Raw genomic sequence first — 21,880 nt, forward strand, 5'->3', positions numbered from 1 at the left:
GCCTGGAAGAGGCCCCCTTTTTTTATGGCATCTAGCAAGATAGGCTGAACAGCTTGGATCCCTCCGTCGCTACGCTCCGTTCGGGATGACAAAAGAAAGCGATGTTAGTAGGATATTACTTTCTTCTCGTCAGCAGCGACAGCGGGGACAGCAGGATCAGCAGAGCGGGGGCGAAGCCCAGAGAATTGCAGCCACCGCCGCCGCCTTTGGGCGGTTCGGGTTCGCTCTTTCTTTCCCCGGCCACTATAAAGGCGGGATCGACCAGGAAGCCGTTCTCCACACCGTCGTGGATTTGGGTTTGTGGAAAGGCTGTGCAAAAGTTCCGTTTCCAGTGTAATATTGATTCGGCTACCGCCGTTTGTGCGTTCGGATCACGGGTAAAGCTCACAGCAAAAACCTCAAGCGATCTGGACCTGGTTGCGTTTATCCGCGAAGAGAAAAAGGCGCGCCGGAAGGGGACGGTCCGCACGGAGCAGGAGAGTGATTGATTATGGATGTCCTCTATGACTTTTTAACTTTCAGATATTTTATAAGCCATAACGTCCTTCACATCATTTACTTTCTTGGCGCCGCCGGCATTCCTTTTCTGACATGGCGACTTTCACAGCGGCTTCAATCGTGGTTGGAAGAATCTCTTTCCGGGGTGATCCGCCCCCGGAGGCAGGCCCTTGACGGAAACCAGAGCACCAGCCATATTTACGGACTCTTTTTCCTCATGTTTGTATTTATGGAGATAGCTTGGCGAGTGATCTTTGAGTTTCTGATGGCCTTTCTTCAGATGCGGGAGGCGCTGATGATGCTCATCGGTATGTGAGAGATCTCGGGTTTACTCTCGAGGTTCCTCGTCACTTCGCTCTGTCGGGACGACAGGTGATGGCCCGAAAGAGAAAGCAGAGCAGAGACTAAAACATTCGTGTCTATGACCAGACGCAGGGGCATCGTCAGGAAGACGCTCCCCTGCGGGTGAGGCGTATCTCGTCCTCGATCTGGCTTTAGGAGGCGCTTAGCGAGCGGTTTGGAGTTAGAACTCTCAATGCACGGGACCGCCGTCTCGGCGAGTTCCTCGGAGATATCCCAGGAGCGGCCTGAACCAGGAGTTTGCTGAAAGCCTCTGTCAGCGATGCTATAATTCAAAAGGATGTGGAATTATGCATACCGACGGAGAAAGAGGGAAGAGCATGAAAGCCGAATTCACTGCCATTATCGAAGCTGCACCCGAGGGGGGCTACTGGGCGATCTGCCCGGAGATTCCCGGTGCCAACGGACAAGGTGAGACGCCGGAAGAGGCGAAGGACAGCTTACGAGAAGCCATAGAGTTGATTCTGCTGGATCGCAAAGAGGATATTCTTCGCGGTCTGCCGGATGATGTCATCCTGGAAACTGTATTGGTAGGATGAAGCGGAGGGATTTGGAGCGAATGCTCCGTATGGCTGGCTGCTACTTGAAACGCGAGGGCGCGTCGCATGCTCTGTGGATTAATCCGATTGGGATTGCCTGAGTAGATGTATATCTTGTCGCCGTCGTTGTCCGCCCTGTTCACCGAGAAGGTGCAGTTCGTCACCGTTGGACTGCTGTTGTCCGGGATAGACATCCCGCCGCCGAGGCCTGCGGGAAGGCGCCCAGCAGGCAGGTCATTGCAATGAAACAGCTGATCAAAAGCCGCAAGTTCAGCTTTCGGGGTTGGCTTTTTGCTGCGGACATGGAAGCAGCTCCTCTCCCGGATTGAGTCACTATCCCCGGTTATGATGTGGCTGGTCGACCGACATCAACCTCGTGGACTAGGCGAGCTTATGACTCGGGCCAATATTACCCTGAAAAGGGGACTTTTGCACGGCCGTTTTCAGTGCGAATACCACCCGAACGGGTGATTCCATAAACGGTGAAACCGGTGTACTCTTCTGAAGGATGGATCTGCCAAGAGAACGGAGGAGCTTTCATGAAGAGGAGTATAGTTGCGTTTTTTGTTTTTGCACTGGCGTTCGCTCTGCTCGCAGCGCCTGTCCAGGCAGACGACGGCAGGGTGAAGGGGTTGTGGATCGAGATACCCGGTCTCCCGGAGGCATGCTCCACGTCGTTCAACGTCCAGTCGGGCGGCGAGGGAGAGGCGTACTTCGAGCGGAATTTCGACGGCGGCATACTGAAAATTTCCATAGACAGGATATACTCCGAGGACAGGGATGGCGAAGCGCTGACCCCGAGCGATACCGGCAGTCTGGTCGTCATGCTGCAAAGCCTACGCGAGTTCATTGAAATGGATTCGGATGATATCGACGTCACGGAATTCGTCGAGGAGCTGGAGGAGGTTTATTCCTATCCAGTCTCGGCGGCTCTGTATACGACGGGCGAAGACGAGGATATGAGAGGCAACCAGGACATTTTCATATTCACAGAGGAGTGGATTTTCCGCGTTCATATTTCGCTCGCCGTCGACCACATGGATGACTACGATGCGGATGCGCTGAAAGAATGGTTGGAGAACATGGAAATATTCGATCGCGAAGAGGGCAGGGGCGATCTGTTCGACGATGAGGACGACGAAATCGACGAGGAAGACGAGAAAGCAGTGGATTTCGTGGCCGTCGTCTACTCCCTGCCAGGATTCCGGGGCATTGCGTGGCAGATTGCCGAGCCAGGAGAGTACGATCTGTTCGAAGGGTTCGACATGCCCAACGACAGTGTGCGCTCCTTGGCCGTATGCCCGGGGTACAGGGTCGCTCTCTACGAACACTCGCAGTTCGACGGCGAGTCGGCTGAGTACGAGGAGAGCGAGGGAGACCTCAGCGAGCGAGGCCGCTGGGCGTCGTCCATCAGGGTCGAGCAGATAGAGGAGCCTGATGTCGACCTTGCCTTCGAGTGGTTCATGGTACAGGCGGAGAACGAAGGGGTCTTCGAGGAGGTCGATCTCGACACGGCGAGAGCGGCGAAAGCCATGGCAGCTCACGGGGAGAGGATAGGGGAGTTCAAAGCCGCGTGGGAGATGCACTGGTACGGCACCACGACGGACTCCGAGCGTGTGGAGCTGGGTGGAGAGCTGATCAGAATCTTCAGCAACATCGGAGTAGACACGGACGACTGGGACGAGAACAGTTTCGCGCAGGCGATGAACAATTTCTACGACTGGCGGAAGGATTTGAGCGTGTGGGATGCGGCGTGCATGATCCTCAACGTCGACCCGGAGATATTTGAAGAGTAGAAAGGGCGAGCCGGGCTGCGAAACTTCGTTTCACAAGAACAAACGACCCCGGATTTCACGACATCCGTCAAATCCGGGGTTTGGCTCTCGAGGTCCCTCGTCGCTTCGCTCTGTCGGGACGACAGGGTGGACGGGTTTTCTGTCATCCCGAATGCATGGCTTCCTGTCTTCCCGAACGTGCTCTCTGTCCTCCCGAACGCATGGCTTCCTGTCATCCCGAACGAATGTGAGGGATCTCGGGGTGGCTCTCGAGGTCCCTCGTCGCTTCGCTCTGTCGGGACGACAGGAAAGAGCCGTCCCTAACGAGCGCAGAGAGGAGGGATCCGATCAGCGGTTGTTCTGCATCTTTGTCCCCCCGGCAGCCCTGCGCCGCGTCAGATGTCCAGGTTTTTGACCTCGCGGGCGTGGGCGTTGATGAACTCTCTGCGCGGCTCGACCTTGTCGCCCATCAGGATGCTGAAGTACTCGTCGGCCTCGACCGCGTCGTCCACCTGTATCCTCTTGAGGACTCGACTCTTCGGGTCCATGGTGGTCTCCCACAGCTGATCGGGGTTCATCTCGCCGAGTCCCTTGTAGCGCTGGACCATGACCTTGGCGGACTCGCCCGCGTCATCCAGGAAGTCCCTCAGCTCCTTCTCGTTGTAGCAGTAGGCTACTGTCTTTCCTCTCTGCACCCTGTACAGCGGAGGCTGGGCCATGTAGAGGTAGCCCTCCTCGATGAGGGAAGGCATGTAGCGGTAGAAGAAGGTCAGCAGCAGCGTGCCGATGTGCGCGCCGTCCACGTCGGCGTCGGTCATGATTATTACTTTGTGGTAGCGGAGCTTGGACGTGTCGAAGTCGTCGCCTACTCCTGCGCCCAGGGTCTGGATCATGGTGCGGATCTCCGCGTTGGAGAGCGCCCTGTCCAGACGGGCCTTCTCTACGTTGAGTATCTTTCCGCGAAGGGGGAGTATCGCCTGGAAGCTCCTGTCGCGCCCCTGCTTGGCGCTTCCTCCGGCGCTGTTCCCCTCGACTATATAGACCTCGGTGTTCTCAGGGTTCCTGTCGGAGCAGTCGGCCAGCTTCCCCGGCAAAGTCAGGCCGGTCATCGCCGACTTGCGGACCAGCTCCCTCGCGCGTTTTGCCGCCTCGCGTGCCTGCCTGGCCTTTATCGCCTTCTCGACCACGGTTTTGATTATCTGCGGGTGGTCGTCGAACCAGGCGGTCAGCTCCTCGTAGAGGATGGAGTCGACAATGCCCTTTACGTCGCTGTTGCCGAGCTTTGTCTTGGTCTGTCCCTCGAACTGGGGGTTGGCCAGCTTGACCGATATGACGGAGGTCAACCCCTCCTTGAGGTCGTCTCCGGACAGGTTCTCGTCCTTCTCCTTCAGGAGTTTTGCCCTTCTCGCAGCCTCGTTGACCGCTCGCGTGAGCGCGGTGCGGAAGCCGGACACGTGTGTGCCGCCCTCGATTGTGTGTATTAGGTTGGCGAAGCCGAAGACCCTCTCCTGGTAGCCGTCGTTGTACTGGATGCCTATGTCCGCTCCGACTCCCTCCCTCTCACCCGATATCACTATGGGGTCGGCGAAGAGAGGAGTCTTGCCCCTGTTCAGGTACTCTATGAAGGACTTGATCCCGCCCTCGTAGCAGAATTCCTTGATGCGCCCGTCCTCGCGCAGGTCCTCGAGCGTTATGGACAGCCCCGGGTTCAGGAAGGCCATCTCCCGGAATCGCGCGCCGAGTATGTCGAAGGAGAAGCGGACCTCCTCGAAGACTGTACGGTCGGGCATGAAGTGGATCTTAGTCCCGGAGAGATCGGTCTTGACCCCGGCGGACAGTTCCGACACGGGAATGCCCCTCTCGAAGCGCTGTGTCCTGCTCTCTCCGTTTCGGCAGATGGTGATCTCGAGCCACTCCGAAAGGGCGTTGACGACGGATACTCCCACGCCGTGAAGGCCTCCGCTGACCTTGTAGACCGCGCCGTCGAACTTGCCTCCCGCGTGCAGGGTCGTCAGCACGACCTCCGATGCGGGGCGTCCGTTTGACGGGTGGGGGTCCGTGGGTATGCCGCGGCCGTTGTCCTTTACCGACAAACTCTCGTCCTCGTGTATGGTGATGCGGATTTTTGTGCAGAAACCGCCTATGGCCTCATCGACCGAGTTGTCCACCACCTCCTGGACCAGGTGGTGAAGCCCGCGGACGGACGTGTCGCCTATGTACATCCCGGGCCGCTTTCGAACCGCCTGCAGTCCCTCCAGGACCTGGATGTCCTTGGCGGTGTACTGAAGAGCCAGAGGGCTCATTGTCATCAGATGCTTCCTCCGTTTCGTGGCCGGTTGGCCTCCAGCGTGTTCGCCCTTGCCTCTTTCATGAAAGAGTTGTATCTTCTTGCGAGGGTCTCGGGTTTGAACCCCGATTTCAAGACAGAGCCGTCGCGCAGATATATGGTCGTCTCCTTTCCTTGACGAACCAAGGCGATAGTTTGGCTCAAGGAGACAAGGTTCCCTCCCTCCAGGGGGATGAACATGCTTACTCACTCCGTTTCACGCTGCTTTAACTACTGTATATTATACCAGAAAGCCGCCGGATACGGGGCTTTATGCGCCCGAGAAAGGCTTATCCCTCCCCGCACGGGAGAGTCGTCTAAATTGATAGAACAGGAGTGTTGCAAGTGAGTTTTGGGAATTTTAGAGCGAAGGCGCGCGGCGTCGCGTCTAGAGTTTTGGGAGAGATCCGCAGCGAGTGGAAGGCCTTCGTCGCCATTTCGACAGGAGTGACAGTGCAGGCGGTCGCGGTCACTCTGTTCGTGCTGCCTAACCGCTTCCCGGATCTGGGAGTGTCGGGCATGGCCGTGCTGTCGAACTACGTGTTCGGGATCTCTCCGGCGTATGTGATACTGGGGGTCAACTCCCTGCTGATGATATGGGCCTGGAGGGAGCTTTCCCCCCGCTTCGTGGTGTGGACGATGTGGGCGGTGCTTCTCTTCTCGACACTGCTGAAGACCTTCGAGTACTTTCCGGTGCCTGCTATCGGCGACAGGTTCATGGCGGCCGTGCTCTCGGGAGTCGTCAGGGGCCTGGGCGCCGGGCTCATCTTCAGGGTGGGAGGCTCGACGGGCGGGCTCGACATACCGGGCGTGGCCCTCCGACGGCGGTACGGAATCGAGATAGGGCAGTTCGCCATCTTCATCAACACGGGGCTTCTCGGGCTGTCGTTCTTCGTGGTGGGGCTGGAGGCCGCCATCTACGGCGCCGTGGCCCTGTACGTCTACGGGATAGTAGTGGACAACTCCATCAGGTCCTTCGACCGAAGGAAGCAGGTCTTAATCATAACGAACGTCCCGGAGAGGGTCAGTGAGTTCATAAACCTCTCGCTTGGCCGCGGGACGACGCGATTCGAGGGAGTGGGGGGCTACTCGGGGCAGCCTCGGCCGGCGCTTATGACCCTGCTGGAGCCGCGCCAGGTAGTCACGCTGAAAAAGTACCTCGCGGAGAACGATCCGAAGGCATTCATGTCGGTATCGGTGGCGTCCGAGGTTCTCGGAAAGGGGTTCAAGAGCTGGAAGAGCCTTTAGCCGCCTTCGCGGGCGCCTCTTTCTTTTTTGCCTTCTTCGGCTTCGCCTGCGTCTGCTGCAGTTCGGGGGTCATCGAGGCGATCCTCTCATCGATGAAGCCTCCGAGGGTCTTCCTGGCCTTCTCTGCGGCCCTGTAAGCAGCCCTTGCGGTCTTGAGCAGCTCCTTGTCCGTCGTCCCCGCCCCCTCGGCCTTCTTCAGCGCGGTCAGAGGACCGAGGGATCTGCGCAGATCCGGGGCAGTGGCTGCAATTGCCTGGACGTATTCCGCAACGGTCTCGTAGCTAGTGACCTGGGCGTCCAGGAGCTGCAGTGCCAGGATCAGCAGTAACTCGACTCCCATCAGGGAGTGAGGGATGGAGGGAACTGGCAGCGGCGGGTCTGCGTTCAGCAGAACACCTGCTGCACGCATCTCGTCGTCGGCCAGGTCGAGATGTTTCTCCGCCAGGTTGTCCCACTCGGCCGGGCTCTTATCGGTCGCGTCAAGAGTCATGCAATCTCATCCCTTTCTCCTGAAAGAATCGACGGCTTAGCCGCGACTATAGTAAGCTCAACCGCCGGTTTGGTCAATTATTTGCCCTATGTAACACGCCTGTAGGGGCAGTCCCTCCTGTAAAAGCATCTCGGGCAGCGCTCGGTCCTGGGGGGATAAGGTCCGGTCGCGCACGAGGACGCCGCCTCGCGGATCATCCGCCCTACCTCCGCCCACGGGCGATCCGGGGCGATCGGCTCTCCCTCGCGCCCCTCGCGCAGGTAGACAAGCCTGATGTCGTGGTTCGATCCGGGGAAGGCCAGAGAAGCCGCGTGGCCGTAGAACAGCAGCTGCTCCCTGTACAGCGATTCCCACTCGGCGGTGCCGTCCATCGGGCCGGCGGTGATCTTGTAGTCCCTGATGTGAACCGTGTTACCCTCGTGCCAGAGGGCGTCTATGCTTCCCACGAGCCTGACTCCGGAGGCGTTTATCCTGAAAGGAATCTCCCGGCGAAGAATCCCCCGCTCGCACGCAAGCGCCATGCTCCTTCCGACCCGGCTCTCCGCAAATCTCTCAAGCCAACCGCCGAGCGCCTCTCTCTCTCGTTTGCTGTTCCAGGCCGGTCGAAGCCTCTGCGGCAGGAGCGCCCCCGGGTCGTCCAGCAGGCGTGCCAGGGAGGACGATCGGAGGTCCCAGCGAGAAAGAATCCAGTGGGCCAGCGAACCGAGGTCCGCGCCTCCCGGCTCTTCGTCGGATGGCATCTCCCATGTCAGCTCCATTCCCTGCCTGTGCTTCATCCGCCAGGCAGCCGGACAGTAGCGGAAGAGGGAGTAGGAAGTGGCGCTCATCATCTCCACCAGGGCGGGGTCCATCGGCGGAGGGACGACTAGTCGTCCGGCCGCCTCGTCCTCCGGAGGCTTGGCTCGCTTTCTCTCCGGGCGGATGTCCGTCGAGTCCTCCGGTACGGTCGGTTCAATCAAGAAGAGCCACGAGCCAGGTTTGGGGGTGGGCTCGCCCTCCTCCTCACCGCACGTGGAGCAGAGGACGAGGCAGTCCCTCGCCCTGGTGAAGGCCACGTAGAAGAGCCTCTGCCACTCCTCCTGCTCCGAGGCCTCCTCGAGAAATCGTGCGACCCCGGCGGTGTTGGACTTGTCTCCGGCCTCCCAGGCCTCGGGCAGAGAGGAGAAACCCGCCCCGACGACGGCCGACGGAACGAGCGACGTCCGGCCCCCTCCGCCGCCCGGTCTGTTGTCCAGGTCCATTACCACCGTTATCGGAAACTCCAGTCCCTTCGCGCTGTGGACCGTCATCACCCTGACGACGTCCTCCTCATCGCCCAGGGGAGGAGTCTCCTCGACCGAGCCCCCTCCCCCCGCCATGCGGGCGAGGTACGAGCAGCAGCCTCCCGGGTCGTTCCCGAACACGGTCTCGTACTCCCTGACAAGGTCCAGCCCCCTCCACAGGTTAGCCAGCGCGCTCTTGCGCCGCCAGAGGGGGTAGCGGGCGAGGAAGGACTGGTCCCTAAGCAGGACGACCAGGGCCCCGAAGAGCCCCTCGTAGCGGGCGACCGTCCGGAGCTCTTCCAGGCGAGAGGCGATCTCGGGATGTGACTCCTCTAGGCTCGGCGCACCCGGGGCGAGCAGCCTCGCCGCCTCGTTAGCACCAAGGCCGGAGAAGGGGGAGAGCAGAAAGCCGAGGGTCGCGGCCCGGTCCTCCGGGAAGACGAGCGCTCGCATCGCGTTCGCCAGGTCGCCCGTCTCTCCCCTGTCGAAGAACTGCTTTCCCCTCTCGAACGCCGTCGGTATGCCGAAGAGGGGGTGCAGAGTCTCCTCCAGCGCGGCGAAAGAGGCGCGTGTCGGGACCAAGATCGTCATGTCGCGCCACTCCGCCGGGCGCATCTCCTCTCTGCCCTTGTCCCACACGAGCCCTCCGTGCAGTTCTAGAAGTTTTTCCCCCAGGGCGGTCGCCACCCTGATCCTGGCCTCCGATATCCTCTCCCCCCCCCTCATGCGCAGGAAGATATGATTCACAGGGGGGAGGGCGTCCGCCTCGCGAACTCGCCCCGCCTCCGGATCGTCGGGGAAGAGCAGCGGCTCGTACGGTGTCGGCATGTCCTCGGCTATCCTCTCCTTCCAGAGGCGGCCGAACAGCCGGTTCACCTCGTCCAGGAGGGAGGGGCGGGCGCGGAAGCTCGTCTGAAGCGGGATGTAGACCGCGCCCTCCGAGGGATTCGCCGTCTTCGCGCCGAAGATGGCCGGGTCCGCGTGGCGAAACCGGTATATCGACTGCTTCGGGTCCCCCACGAGGAATCGTCTGCATCCCTCCGCAGCCGCGGACTCGATGAGTTTGTCCTGCAGGGGATTGGTGTCCTGGTACTCGTCCACCATTATCTCCTTGAAGGATCGAACCCTGTCGTCGCGGGAGGAGAGCTCCGCGGCCAGGCGTATCATGTCGTCGTAGGAGAGCAGTCCTCTCCTGGCCCGGTACTCCCTGCCCGCCTCCCAGATCATCGCGGCGGTCCGAAGCAGCAGGGAGCGAAGGCGCATCTCCGTTTCCGATGGAGGCGATGCCAGGAAGCCCAGCCCTTTCTTAAGGGACGGGTAGGAGTCGCGGAAGTCCTTGAGAGTCCTGCACAGGTGTTCCTGCATCCTCTTGCCGGTCTTCGAGCCGGACGCGCCGGTTAAATCCCCGAGGACCTCGTTGAAGATCTCGAGCGCGAAGTCCAAGGAGCCGTCGTCCGTCGCGGGTGGAAGGGCCCCCGCCCACCTGCTTCTCAGTACGTCGACACGTTCGTTGAAGCCGGATTTCCCCTCCAGTTTCGCGGGAAGAGAGGCAAGAAGCCCCGTCCAGACAGAAGCGACCTCCCTGGCCTCCTTCAGGCAGATCGACCTGATTCGTCTCGCGACCTCGTCAAAATAGCCGCCGTCCTCCGCACGGGCCGAAAGCGAGTCGGGGGACTCGCCCCGGCTCTCGAGAAGGTCGGAGAGGGCCAGGGAGAAGGAGACGATGACTCCCGGGCCGTACTCGTTTACCACGTCGGCGAGGACGTCAAGGTCGCCGCCAAGCCAGCGAGCCGCTCCACGGCCGGGAGGAAGGGCTCGATCGAACCAGGCGGTATCCAGGGAGTCCAGCGCCCTGGTTGCCCGTGCGACGAAGAGCTCCTCCTCGGGTGGAGTGACGGGGCGAGCGCCCAGCCCGGACGGCAGGAAGAGGGCCTGCTCCCTGACGATGCCCAGGGCGAAGGAGTGAATGGTGGAGATCCGCGCCTCCTGGAGCTCCGACGCGACTCCGGAGAGCCTCTCCCCGTTCGGGTCCAGGATCGGGCGGAGCTCCGAGAAGAGTGCCTCTATTCTCGCGCGCATCTCCTCCGCAGCCTTCTCCGTGAAGGTCAGGGCCAGTATGTCGCGTGGTCGCACGTCCGCTCGAATAAGGGCCCTGATGAAGCGCCAGGAGAGAGTGTGGGTCTTGCCAGTGCCCGCACCCGCTCCCACCAGCGTCACGGGCGCGTCGGAGAAGACGGCTCTCTCCTGCGCGGGGAGGAGAAGTCCGTTCGATGAGATATGCTCTTTCAGTCGCCGGAGCAATGTGTCGTCGGTCATGGAGCTCTATCCTCCTTCTCCGCCCTGTCCTCTCGGTGGTCGCGCTTTCTGCAGAGCGAATGAAAGGCGCACCAGCCGCAGTCCTGCGATTCGTATTTCGGCTGGAAGACTCCGGTGGAGAAGGCCCTCGCGACGTTGTCCAGCTCGGTCGAGGCTGCGTCCTCGAGACCTTTCAGGTCGCCCTTCAGTCTCGAGAAGACCGAAGGGGCGCCATCGGCCCCGGCCCCGACGAGCTTCCCGTCCTTCAGGCAGAGGAAGGCGGTCGCGCAGACGGTCGTCCCCTCCTCGGCGAGCGCGAGGGAGTAGGCGGCCAGCTGCAGACTGCCCCCGAGGTACTTGGACGACCCTCCCTTGTAGTCGAAGAGGGCGGCTGTGCCGTCGTCGAGCAGGTCCAACCTGTCGCACCTGCCCCTGAATGTCACTGCGCCCCTCTCGATCTGCGGAAGCCTGTACTCCCGTTTCTGATCCCGCCGTCCGTCGCGGAGTCCATCCTTCTCCATCGTCTCCTGCACCTCGGCGAGGCGGATCGCCTTTCGCAGCAGCTCGCGTTTGAATCGCCCGAGCCCGACGTCATCAACCATCCGAGGGTATTTTTCAGCCATGGCCTGGTCGAAGAGCCTTTGCACAAGGAGCGGAAGCGACTCCTCCCCGGACAGATGACCCTCCCATGCCATCTGCCACAGGCGGTGCATCGCGCTGCCCGCCAGGTCGGGCCTGTAGGCGGTCTCGGGCGGTGCCTCCAGCGAGGCTATGCGGATGCAGTAGTACCTGAAGGGACAGGAGACGAAGGTGTCCAGGTCGCTGAGCGAGAAGACATGCTCCTCCGGCGTCCACAGGGTGAAATCCGCCCAATCCGCGCCTCTGCCGAAGACGGGCCATTTGCGCCAGAGGGGCTCCACGCCGCCTGCGACCGGTGTCCCCTCCGGCAGGATGTCGCCCAAGGGACGCTCCAGGGGAGCTCCGACCGGGCGTAGCCAGAGCTTCGAGGAGTTCATGGCGTTCTCCGCGAAGGGGGAGGCCGCGATCGGGCGGCCCTTTCCGTCCGCGGTCGGGCGCAGAAGCACGCACAGGCTCCTCGCGCAGGCCGTCAGCCTCCTGAAGAGAGCCTCCCTCTGGCTGCGCTTCTCCGGGAGGAGGGGGAGGTGGCTTCGTCCGAGGTCGAGGCTGTCGTGCAGAAACTCTTTGCGCTCGTCGCTCAGCAGGGGCGACTCGCGAATCTGGCCGGGCCAGCGGTTCGCCGTCGCTCCCGGCAGTATCCACACATCGGACCAGGCCAGCGCGGGCGGCGATCCGGGGAAGAGCGAGATGGCGGGCGATGATCGGGGGGGCATCCAGACCGAGGCAGTCTCGGCCCACTGGCCGAGGAAGGCGACTCCCTCCTCGTAGGGCAGGGGGGAGGACCCGGCTTGGCCGAGGTCTCGTCGCAGGTCCGCGAGGGACCTCGCCTTCTCCTCCGCCTCCCGCACCACCAGGGCCATTTCGCGGATCGCCCAGTCGATGCGGGGGGCCTCCTCGGCCTTTGCCACCAGCTGCTTCATCTCCTGGCGAGAGGGGGCGAACTTGGCGAACGTCAGCAGCAGCTCGTCCGGACGCCCTCCCCGCCTCATGGCTCGCGCGAAGCCCGTCGCCCGAGCGAAGGCATCTCCCCCCGCCTCCTTCGGGAAGCGGCTCAGAAAGTCAGTCCAGCCCTCCTCCCCCGAAGGGATCGCCCCGGCGAACTCCCTCCTCGGAAAGCCGAACGGGGCCATCGGCAGGGACGAGAGAAAGTCCGCCGTCTCCGACGAGGGCCAGGAGTCCGCGGCCAGGTCGAGCGAACGGCGGGCGCTTTTCCATAGAGCGGTCTCCGATATCGGCGAACCCTCGCGGATGGAGAAGGGGAGCCCGTAGCGCACCAAACTCTCGACGATCGAGTCCAGGTCATCTCCCTCCGCACATAGGGCGATCGCGTCCCAGCCGGGGAAGGGGAGTCCGCTCGATGTTCGGATATGGCTCTCTTTCTCGTCCGAGGCCCAGAAGAAGAGCTCGCGCGCCAACGTGTCGGTGGACAGGCGCAGGTCTCCCGCCGCGATCGACACGCACGGCGGGGCGTCATCCGAGTCGATCCGCGGCATCCTCTCCGCCTCGGGGAACTGCTGGATCGCCGTGTAGAAGTCGCCCTCGCCACACTCGGGGACCCACAGCTCGAGGTCGGCGCCCGAGTCGCGCAGGGCTCGCAGAAAGGCCATCTGGCCGGATGCGAAGCTGAGGAACCCGGCGGCCCGTATCGCAAGGCCTTTTGCCCATCTCCTGGCCGCCTCCGGGTTCTCCTTCAGCAGCGCCGCGCCGAGCGATGGTATCTGCGAACTGTCGGCCAGGCCAAGTTCCGCCAGCAGGGCTATGTAGTCCCTGTACAGCCTGCACAGGATGCCGCTCTCCTCGTCGAGCCTGGAACAATCGCCATCCGGGGGGCATCCCGGGCAGGTGAGCGCGGAGGCCAGCTCGTCCGCGGGCACGGCCTCCGCCAGCAGCTCCCTGATCGAGCTTCCCGCCAGCTCGACGAAGCCGGAAGATGAAAGGCCCTCGGGCAGTTTGTCGGAGCGTCCTTCACGCAGGCGACCGATGACTCGCCTGATCAGCAGCCAGTGGTCGGGCGGGTCTATCTGCGGACGAGCGGCCACGCCGACCGCCTCTGCGGCTGCTCGATACAGGTCGTCCCAGATCCAAACCAACGGCCTGACCTCGGGAAAGAAGACGGCGGGGCTCTTCTCCCGGTGCAGGAGCATCTCAAGCAACGCGGGCCTGTCCCTGTTGGACGGAACCAGGAAGACGACTCCCTCCCTCCCGGACTCCTCCCGAAGGGGCGCGGCAAGGCTCCCCGGTGTGCGATAGGTGTGCAGCTTCAGTCTAAACCCCTCCTCGAAAGGGATGGCTTCAAGGTCGTGATAGTCTCAGTTTAGCACAAGGAGGAGAGGCTATAAGCATCGGTATTTTGCCGATCCTTTGCGCCGACGGGAGGTGTAGTGTGATAAAATATAAAAGTAGTCATGAAAACAAGGAGGGAAGTGTTAGGCCCATGGGAAGAAAGCTGTTTCTGCTGTTTTGCGCGTCCGTCCTGCTGGTGTCGGCGATGTCGGTGTGCGCCGCCGCCGAGGCGCCGAGCCTGACTATCGACGAGGAGGCGCTGGAGGGGCTGTCGGCCCTTGAAGGCCCGCTGCGCATCGAGTGGGGTTTGTATAAAAACACCTGAGGGGAGAGGCCCTCCGCTCTCGTTGTGAGCGGCGAACCCCTCGACCCGGTGGAGCTCGTCCCGGTGACGGACGAAACCGGACAGTTTACGATTCTTGTGCCGAGCGACATGAAGTTCGCGGACGGCAAGGCGACAGTGGAGCGCATCACCTATCGCGGAAAGGTGATCTTTATCTGCAGGTCCGCGGTGTACGAGGGCGATTGACGCGAAGGGCGCATCGGCTCACAGGCGATATTGGCGGCCGTCCCCCCGTCTCGGCCCTTCGGGACAGGGGGCGGCCTTTGTGTTTCCCGTCTCTTGGTGTACCATATCGTCGAGTGAATCGAGAAAAGGAGCGGATTTGATGTTTTCCTGCGTGATTTTCGACTTTGACATGACACTCGCGGACAGCAGCTACGCGATAGTGAATTCGATGAACAAGCTGGCCGAAAAAGTGGGTCTGCCCAGGGTGAAGAGGGAGGACCTTCTCTCCGTTATAGGCATTCCCATAAGAGAGTCTTGGCTTAAGATCTGGGGACGTTTCGAGGAGGACTGGCTGACTGATTTCAGGGCCTCCTTCTCGGAGGGCGAGTACGCCGAGATCAATCCCTACCCGGGAACAAGGCGGGTGCTCGAGGTCCTGTCCGCCCGAGGCGTCTCACTGGGACTAGCCTCCAATCGCCAGAAGCCCGGGCCGCCGCTGAAGGCCGTGGGGCTCGCAGGCTACTTCTCGTCGGTGGTGGGCATGGACGACGTGGAGAGGGGAAAGCCGGCGCCGGACATGATCCTGAAAAGCATGGCGAACCTGGGAGGGGCGCCCGAGTCGACTCTTTACGTTGGCGATACGGCGGACGACATGTCCGCGGCAAGGGATGCGGGGGTTCGCCCCGTGGGTATGACTACCGGCTTCTTCACCCCGGATGCCCTCTACGGCGCCGGAGCTTGGAGGGTCTTCGATTCGGTGGATGAGGTTCTATCCTTGTTCGGAGAGGACAGGGGCTTTGACGAGTAGAGGAGTAAATCTTCTCTCGGGGGAGAAATCGCCCTATCTTCTGCTGCACGCGGACAACCCCGTCGACTGGCACCCCTGGGGGAGCGATGCGTTTGAAAAGGCGAAGAGGCAGGACAAGCCGATCTTCCTGTCGATAGGTTATGCTGCGTGCCACTGGTGCCGGGTGATGGAGAGGGAGTCCTTCTGCGACGAAGAGGTTGCGAACCTGCTGAACGGAGCGTGCATTCCGGTGAAGGTCGATCGGGAGGAGCGTCCCGACATAGATGGTGCCTTCATGGCTGTCTGCGAGATGTTGAACGGCAGCGGAGGCTGGCCTCTGAACGTCTTCCTGACGCCGGACGGGCTGCCCTTCTTCGCTGCCACGTACCTTCCGAAGAGGAGCGGCGGCGCGATACCGGGAATGGTGGACGTGGTGCCGAGGATGAAGTGGCTCTTCGCCACGCAGAGGTCGCAGGTGGAGAGCTCGGCGAGGAGCATCCGAGAATCCCTCGTTGCCGAGGAGGAAGCCGCTCGTTCCGGATCCCTCCCCGGCACGGCAGCGTTCAAGAGGACGTTTGACGAGCTGGCTGGCGTCTTCGACAGGGAGTGGGGCGGGTTCTCAAAGGCACCGAAGTTTTCCATGCCATCGCACCTCGTTTTTTTGATACGCTACTGGAGGAAGTTCGGCGTGAAGAGCGCCTGGTCGATGGTCGAACGGACGATCGAGAGAATTTGGCAGGGCGGTATTCACGATCACCTCGCGGGCGGCATCGCCCGGTATTCGACGGACCGGCGCTGGCTGCTTCCTCACTTCGAGAAGATGCTGAACGACCAGGCCCTCATGCTCTACGTGCTGTCGGAGTGCGCCGGCGAGAGCGACAGTGCCCTGTTCGGCGCCTTCGCCGACGATATCACGGGGTTCGTCCTGGGGGAGATGACCTCCCCAGAGGGGGGCTTCTACTCGGCGATAGGGGCCGAGAGCGACGGCGAAGAGGGCAAGTACTACCTGTGGACCGAGGAGGAGATTCGCTCGGTTCTCTCGCCCGAGGAGGCGGGGGTGTTCATCTGCGCCTACGGAATCCGCAAGGGGGGCAACGTGAAGAACGAGCGAACCGGGCGGATCCTCGGGGACAACGTGCTGCACATCGCCGAACCGGCGAAAAAGACGGCCCCGAGGTTCGGCCTGTCGGCCGCGGAGCTGGACGCGCTGCTTGCCAGGTGCAGGGGGAAGCTCCTCGCCGAGAGGAAGGGACGCGTTCCTCCCCTGAAGGACGACAAGATACTGACCGACTGGAACGGCCTGATGATCGCGTCCCTCGCGAGGGCATCGGAGGTCTTCAAGAGGCCCGAGTGGCTGAACGCAGCTGAGAAGGCGGCCAGGTTCATCGATCAGAGGCTGCGCGACAGGACGGGCGGGCTGCTGCACCGTTACAGGGATGGAGAGAGCGCCGTTTCGGGGCTGCTCGACGACTACGCCTTCTTCTCGTGGGGTCTGACTGAACTCGCTGTCGCAACGGGGAGGAACTCTTACGCGGACGAGGCGCTGAAGCTTCTCGATGCGGCGGACAAGGCGTTCGCCGACGAGAAAAGAGGGGGATTCTTCACCTCGTCGGGCGACGACCCCTTCCTCTTTCTCAGGAGGAAGGAGGCCTACGACGGGGCCTCTCCGTCGGGCAACTCGGTGATGACGGATGTGTATATCCGTCTGTCGGCTTTGACCGGGCGGAGGGAGCTTCTCTCGATGGCCAGGCGTACGGCGTCGGCATTCTCCGGCAGGGCTGCGAAGTATCCCTTGGCGCACACTTGGCTGCTGGCCGCGGCGACAATGCTTTAACAGTAGCGCATAATCGAGGCGCGGGGCTTGTTGTCACGGTCGGCATAGGATATAGTAACTTCCTAGAGAACCCGTTCATACGGAGGAGGGAGCGTCAATGCAGGAAGTTAAAAAAGTGATCACCGAGGTGGGAACCAACGAGTGGCAGGTTGTGGTCTTCTTTCTGGGGGATCAGACGTTCGCTATCAACGTGGATAAAACGCGCGAGATTCTTCGCTGGCCGGGCTGCCGAACAATCCCCGAGTCTCATCCGTCAATGATCGGCATAACCTCCGTAAGGGGAGAGGTGCTACCCCTGCTGGACCTGAGGCTGCACCTCGGGATCGAGCCGAAGTCAGAGCTCGAGTCCAGCAACGTGGTGATAGCCGAGTTCAACGAGATAAAGCTCGGGTTCGTGGTGGACGCCGTGGAGAGGATCTACCGGATCAACTCCGAGGAGCTGGACTCGACCCTGACCGGCACCTTCTTAGGAGAGCACGTGCTCTACGTCATCAAGCGCGACGAACGCAACGTCCTGTTGCTGGATTACGAGGCCATAGTTCAGATGGTCAACCCGGTTCTGTCGCAGCGCTACCAGATCGACGTCGAGAAGACCATGGAGATGACCGCTCACCTGGGCGACCTGAACAGATTCAGGATACTGGTCGCCGAGGACTCGCCCCTGATTCGCAAGCAGATATCCGACGTGCTGGAGCAGGGCGGCTTCCACAACCTGGTGCTCACCGGCGACGGCAAAGAGGCCTGGGATCAGTTGAACACCCCGGGGGAGCACTTCGACCTGCTGATAACCGACGTGGAGATGCCGATGATGGACGGGCTCGCCCTCACCAGGCGCGTCAAGGAGCACCCGGACCTGAAAAAGGTCCCGATAGTGGTGTTCTCGTCGATCATGGCGCAGGACATCAAGGTGAAGGCCGCGAGCGTCGGCGCCGAGGCCCAGATCACAAAGCCGGAAATACCGGATATGCTGGAGCACATCATCCGACTTCTGCCGGCCGGCAAATAACCCGGGACAATCCCGAATGCCTCCTCTTCCGTACTGGGACTCCAACGTCGACATGGAGGTGGCGTCGTGGTTCCCTCTGAGGATGGACTATGAACCTGTGTCCATCAACGCGCACCACAGCGTGTTGCTGAGCAGGATCGCGGCTCTGTCTCTGAGGATGAACAGCGAGTTTTTCTGCCTCACAAGCCTCAGGAGCGGTTACATCGGCACGCTTCTGCGCGACAGCATGATAGTGCCGGGTCGTCCCGTCCGCATCGGCTTGGGCTTTGCGATGCTCTTCGGGTACTCGGCTCCGATGGAGGAGCTGGTCTCGTCCATGCTCGACGAAGAGCAGGACATCGAGGCCGGGGTGTCTCTCTGCTGCCTGTGGGACAGGGACATAATGATCGAGAGCATAAAGACCATCGTGCTCGTCAGCGGGAATCCGCTGTTCGACGAGGATACGTTTCTGGACAGGCTGGGCTCGGCCCTGGAGGCGAAGGCATCGACTCAGGCCAGCCTGCCTTTCTTCGCAGAGAAGTTCGGGTACAGGCGCTTCTTCATCCCGTACGAAACGGATGATCTGACGCATCTGGAGATCAGCCGCCTTCTGTTCGAGATGGAGTTCGAGGAGACCAGGAAATGGGTCGGACCATCTCCGGAGGTGCCTTTCCCGCCGTTTTTCGGCATAGAACTGCATTTCTAGTGGTACAATATCATTCCGGCAAAAGAGAATATGGTTTTCCGGACGAGCCCGGGCCCATTCGCGAGAAAAAATCGCGAGAGTACATGGGTACGTCCATGTTGCATTGAAGAGGGGACTGGTTGTTCTATGCAGAGCGAAATTCTGGATAAAAAGGACATGCTCGAGGGCAAGGTCGTCATAGAGGGGAAGGACTCCTCCGACAAGGAAGGCCATGTCGGCGACGATCTGAGCGATCACCTGAGCGGAATGCGCGAGCTCATCTTGAAAGGGCACGCGAAGGGATTCGTCACCCAGAAGGATATTGAGGGCCATGTTCCGCTGGAGAACTGGAACTCGGAGATCCTCGACAACCTGGTGTCGCACTTGATGGAGCTGGGCATAGAGGTCCTCGACGAGGTGAAGGAGCAAGCAGATGAACAAGATTCTGATTCAGATTCAGATTCGGACGGGAAAGGGGCGACCATCCCGGAGGACCCCTCCGCCCAGTCGTCCGACATGGAGCTCGGAAAGCTGGATGACATCCCTTTGACCGATCCGGTGCGAATGTACCTTCGGGAGATCGGCAAGGTGCCTCTCCTGGACGCGGCGGAGGAGGTGGCGCTGGCAAAGCTCGTCGAGGCGGGGGACGAGACTGCCAAAAAGAAGATCGTGGACGCGAACCTGCGCCTTGTAGTCAGCATAGCGAAGAAGTACATAGGCCGCGGGATGCTCTTTCTGGACCTGATACAGGAGGGCAACCTCGGGCTGATCAGGGCGGTGGAGAAGTTCGACTACCGGAAGGGCTTCAAGTTCAGCACCTATGCCACCTGGTGGATAAGACAGGCCATCACAAGGGCGATAGCCGACCAGGCGCGCACGATCCGCGTCCCGGTTCACATGGTCGAGACGATCAACAAGATGGTGCGCATCTCGCGCCAGCTCGTTCAGCGCCTCGGCAGGGAGCCGACGGACGAGGAGATCGCCGCCGAGATGGGGATAGAGCCGTTGAAGGTGGAGGAGATACGCCGTATCGCCCAGCTTCCTGTCTCGCTTGAGACCCCCATTGGCGAGGAGGAGGACAGCCAGCTCGGTGACTTCATCGAGGACAGGGAGATGCCCAGCCCGGAGGAGGCCGCCGCGGGGCACCTCCTGCACGAGCAGATAGAGGAGATGCTGAGCGCCCTCTCGGAGCGTGAGCGCGAAGTGCTGCACTACCGCTTCGGCCTGGAGGACGGACACTCCTACACGCTCGAGGAGGTGGGAAGACGCTTCGGCGTCACCCGCGAGCGCATAAGGCAGATAGAGGCGAAGGCGCTGAGAAAGCTTCGCCACCCGAGCAGGGGGAAGAAGCTCAAGGACTTCCTCGACTGAGGATTCGGAGGACCAGACCGGGCGCCGACTACGGGGCCCGGTTTTTTTCAAGCCCTCCCTTTGCTGGTATAATAATCCGGTTCGCAGAGCGCCGTACACGGAAGGGGGTCCCCGCGATGAGGCTTCTGCACTTGGTCTTGGGCCTGTCCCCGATCATCATTTCGTTGTATATGTATTTTAAGCTCAGGGCCGCCGTGGGGCCGGGGCTTTTATGGACCCTCTCGTACTTTCTGCTGGCGGCCTTTCTGATATGGGGATCAAGCTTTCTGTGGACGGCGGACCTCGAGGCCATCCCCCGTGCAAGAAGAGTCCTGTCTTACGTCGTCTACATGGGAATAGCCTTCTTCTTCCTCATGTTCACGGCCTTTCTGGCGCTTGACCTGGTACGGTTGGCCGTCTTCGTCCTCGACCTGATTCTTTCCACCCGTTTTGCGGTCATCCTCCCGTCACCTCGCACAAGGGCCGTGCTGGCCACTCTCTTCGCCCTGGCCGCCTGCAGCTACGGCTGGATGGAGGCGCTTTCAGTGCGTCCCGTCTACGTCACCATAGGCACGGACAAGCTCGTTCGCGGAGTCGATCGCCTGAGGATTGCCCATATCACGGATGTTCACCTGGGATGCATCGTCCAGGAGGAGCGGCTTGAGCGCATTCTGAGAGTGGTGAGGGATGCGGCGCCGGACATGCTCGTCTGCACCGGGGACCTGGTGGATGGAAACATGGAGCGGCGGGAGGCGGAGATATCCCTGTTCAGGGAGATGGACCTTCCGTTCGGGATGCTGGCGGTAACCGGAAACCACGAGTACCACGCCGGGGTCGACCAGGCAGTCGACTTCATGAGGAGGGCCGGCATGAGGGTGCTCAGGAACGAGGCGGTGCTTGCCGGTGGAATAGTCGTCGCCGGTGTGGACGACTCATCCGCCGTGCGCTACGGGGAGAGGCCGGAGCCGGAGGCGAGCGTGCTGCGTCCTCTGCCGTCGAACCGCTTCGTACTGCTGCTCAAGCATCAGCCAGTAGTGGACCGGGATTCGCAGGGTCTGTTCGACCTGCAACTCTCTGGGCATACCCACAGGGGGCAGATCTGGCCGTTCTACTGGGCGACCCGAGCCGCCTACGACTACCGTCCCGGCCTGCGGGCCCTGTCCGAGCCGCACGGAGGCGAGGCTCACGCGTCCGGCGAGGCGAGGGAGGGGCTGGTCATAGTAAGCAACGGTGCCGGTACCTGGGGGCCGCCGATACGCTTCCTGGCGCCGCCCGAGGTGGTGATAGTCGACCTGGTCAGGAGATAGAGCCCTGGTCGTAGACGGAGCGAAGGCACGCGTCGCACAGGGCCTTGAGGCTGGACACGGCCCTCTCGGCCGGGAGACCGGACGCTTCGTACGCCAGCGGAAGCTCCGTGCAAGCCACGCACACGGGGATGTCCCGCTCGTTCCAGAGCCTTTCCACGACTTCTTTCAGAATGACCCCCGCGTCCCCGGTCCTGCCTTCCTTGACCAGTTGGATGCACCTCTGCACCGCGAGCTGATCCTCCTTCGGAGGGGCGAGCAGGGAGTACCCGCTCCTCTCGGCCTCCGACTGGAACAGGCCGCTCTGCATGGTTCCCAGGGTGGACAGGAGCCATGAGCCCCGCGGCCCTATCTCGCCGGCCTCTCTCACCGTCTCCTCCACTATGTGCACCAGCGGCACCGGAAGTTCGTCGCGAAACCGGTCGATGAAGTAATGAGCCGTGTTGCAGGGGACGGCCAGCAGGTCGGCTCCCCAGTCGGCCAGGGCCATAAGGCCCCTCCTAAGTCGATCGGTCGGGTCCTCCCCCTCGCCGAGGATCGCGCTGCTCCTGTCCGGGATCTGCGGGTCCGAGAGGACGTAGACTATGCCGTGCTCCTGGTCGCGCGCAGCAGGGGCCCTCTCCGCCAAAAGCCGCAGGAACTCCGCCGTCGCGGCGGGTCCCATGCCTCCGAGCACTCCCAGCACCTTTTCGGGCCTGCGCAGAGCCTGCAA

General features: G+C 61.6%; 19 protein-coding genes. 13 read left to right on the forward strand and 6 right to left on the reverse strand.

What is annotated here, in order from left to right; genetic code table 11:
• Positions 1-115 precede the first annotated feature (115 nt).
• Positions 116-280 carry an SYNERG-CTERM sorting domain-containing protein gene (locus GX181_06430; protein NLM71577.1) on the reverse strand — a complete coding sequence of 55 codons (165 nt, stop codon included), beginning with the start codon at positions 278-280 and terminating at the stop codon, positions 116-118.
• A 210-nt stretch (positions 281-490) separates the two neighbouring features.
• Here GX181_06430 and GX181_06435 point away from each other — a divergent pair, with 210 nt between their 5' ends.
• From GX181_06435 to GX181_06450, 4 genes are all read left to right on the forward strand, one after another.
• A complete protein-coding gene (locus tag GX181_06435; protein ID NLM71578.1) occupies positions 491-814 on the forward strand; it encodes a DUF4282 domain-containing protein in 324 nt (107 codons plus the stop codon).
• Positions 815-1,178: 364 nt separating this feature from the next.
• Entirely contained in the window at positions 1,179-1,397 is a 219-nt protein-coding gene (locus tag GX181_06440; protein ID NLM71579.1) for a type II toxin-antitoxin system HicB family antitoxin, read from the forward strand.
• Positions 1,394-1,498 carry a type II toxin-antitoxin system HicA family toxin gene (locus tag GX181_06445; GenBank protein ID NLM71580.1) on the forward strand — a complete coding sequence of 35 codons (105 nt, stop codon included), beginning with the start codon at positions 1,394-1,396 and terminating at the stop codon, positions 1,496-1,498. The genes GX181_06440 and GX181_06445 overlap by 4 nt, the downstream gene beginning before the upstream one ends.
• A gap of 438 nt (positions 1,499-1,936) precedes the next feature.
• On the forward strand, positions 1,937-3,193 hold the full coding sequence (locus GX181_06450) for a hypothetical protein (protein NLM71581.1): 1,257 nt from the start codon (positions 1,937-1,939) through the stop codon (positions 3,191-3,193).
• A 374-nt stretch (positions 3,194-3,567) separates the two neighbouring features.
• On the opposite strand, the gene gyrB is transcribed toward GX181_06450, so the two are convergent.
• Entirely contained in the window at positions 3,568-5,475 is a 1,908-nt protein-coding gene (gene gyrB, locus GX181_06455) for a DNA topoisomerase (ATP-hydrolyzing) subunit B (protein ID NLM71582.1), read from the reverse strand.
• 368 nt (positions 5,476-5,843) lie between these two features.
• Here gyrB and GX181_06460 point away from each other — a divergent pair, with 368 nt between their 5' ends.
• Complete coding sequence (locus GX181_06460) at positions 5,844-6,746, forward strand: YitT family protein (GenBank protein NLM71583.1); 903 nt, start codon at positions 5,844-5,846, stop codon at positions 6,744-6,746.
• On the opposite strand, the gene GX181_06465 is transcribed toward GX181_06460, so the two are convergent.
• The 3 genes from GX181_06465 to GX181_06475 form a co-directional block, all read right to left on the reverse strand.
• Positions 6,724-7,236, reverse strand: coding sequence for a hypothetical protein (locus GX181_06465; GenBank protein NLM71584.1), 513 nt, complete (start codon positions 7,234-7,236; stop codon positions 6,724-6,726). The two genes, GX181_06460 and GX181_06465, sit on opposite strands and share 23 nt — an antisense overlap.
• Before the next feature lie 86 nt (positions 7,237-7,322).
• The gene (locus GX181_06470) at positions 7,323-10,814 is read right to left on the reverse strand and encodes a UvrD-helicase domain-containing protein (protein NLM71585.1); all 3,492 of its coding nucleotides are present in this window, start codon (positions 10,812-10,814) and stop codon (positions 7,323-7,325) included.
• Complete coding sequence (locus GX181_06475) at positions 10,811-13,585, reverse strand: hypothetical protein (GenBank protein ID NLM71586.1); 2,775 nt, start codon at positions 13,583-13,585, stop codon at positions 10,811-10,813. The genes GX181_06470 and GX181_06475 overlap by 4 nt, the downstream gene beginning before the upstream one ends.
• Before the next feature lie 281 nt (positions 13,586-13,866).
• Between GX181_06475 and GX181_06480 the strand changes: the two genes are divergently transcribed.
• From GX181_06480 to GX181_06515, 8 genes are all read left to right on the forward strand, one after another.
• Positions 13,867-14,040 carry a hypothetical protein gene (locus GX181_06480; protein ID NLM71587.1) on the forward strand — a complete coding sequence of 58 codons (174 nt, stop codon included), beginning with the start codon at positions 13,867-13,869 and terminating at the stop codon, positions 14,038-14,040.
• Positions 14,041-14,064: 24 nt separating this feature from the next.
• Complete coding sequence (locus GX181_06485; protein ID NLM71588.1) at positions 14,065-14,244, forward strand: hypothetical protein; 180 nt, start codon at positions 14,065-14,067, stop codon at positions 14,242-14,244.
• A 139-nt stretch (positions 14,245-14,383) separates the two neighbouring features.
• Complete coding sequence (locus GX181_06490; GenBank protein NLM71589.1) at positions 14,384-15,031, forward strand: HAD family hydrolase; 648 nt, start codon at positions 14,384-14,386, stop codon at positions 15,029-15,031.
• Positions 15,021-16,844, forward strand: coding sequence for a thioredoxin domain-containing protein (locus GX181_06495; protein NLM71590.1), 1,824 nt, complete (start codon positions 15,021-15,023; stop codon positions 16,842-16,844). The genes GX181_06490 and GX181_06495 overlap by 11 nt, the downstream gene beginning before the upstream one ends.
• Before the next feature lie 97 nt (positions 16,845-16,941).
• Complete coding sequence (locus GX181_06500; GenBank protein NLM71591.1) at positions 16,942-17,850, forward strand: chemotaxis protein CheV; 909 nt, start codon at positions 16,942-16,944, stop codon at positions 17,848-17,850.
• Between the two features lie 16 nt (positions 17,851-17,866).
• On the forward strand, positions 17,867-18,535 hold the full coding sequence (locus GX181_06505; protein ID NLM71592.1) for a hypothetical protein: 669 nt from the start codon (positions 17,867-17,869) through the stop codon (positions 18,533-18,535).
• Positions 18,536-18,691: 156 nt separating this feature from the next.
• Complete coding sequence (gene rpoD / locus GX181_06510) at positions 18,692-19,885, forward strand: RNA polymerase sigma factor RpoD (protein NLM71593.1); 1,194 nt, start codon at positions 18,692-18,694, stop codon at positions 19,883-19,885.
• A gap of 116 nt (positions 19,886-20,001) precedes the next feature.
• Entirely contained in the window at positions 20,002-21,171 is a 1,170-nt protein-coding gene (locus tag GX181_06515) for a metallophosphoesterase (GenBank protein ID NLM71594.1), read from the forward strand.
• Here the strand turns inward: GX181_06515 and GX181_06520 are convergent.
• Entirely contained in the window at positions 21,161-21,880 is a 720-nt protein-coding gene (locus GX181_06520; GenBank protein NLM71595.1) for an aspartate/glutamate racemase family protein, read from the reverse strand. The two genes, GX181_06515 and GX181_06520, sit on opposite strands and share 11 nt — an antisense overlap.

The sequence above is a fragment of the Synergistaceae bacterium genome (assembly GCA_012521675.1).
In the GTDB taxonomy this organism is placed as follows: Bacteria; Synergistota; Synergistia; order Synergistales; family Aminobacteriaceae; genus JAAYLU01.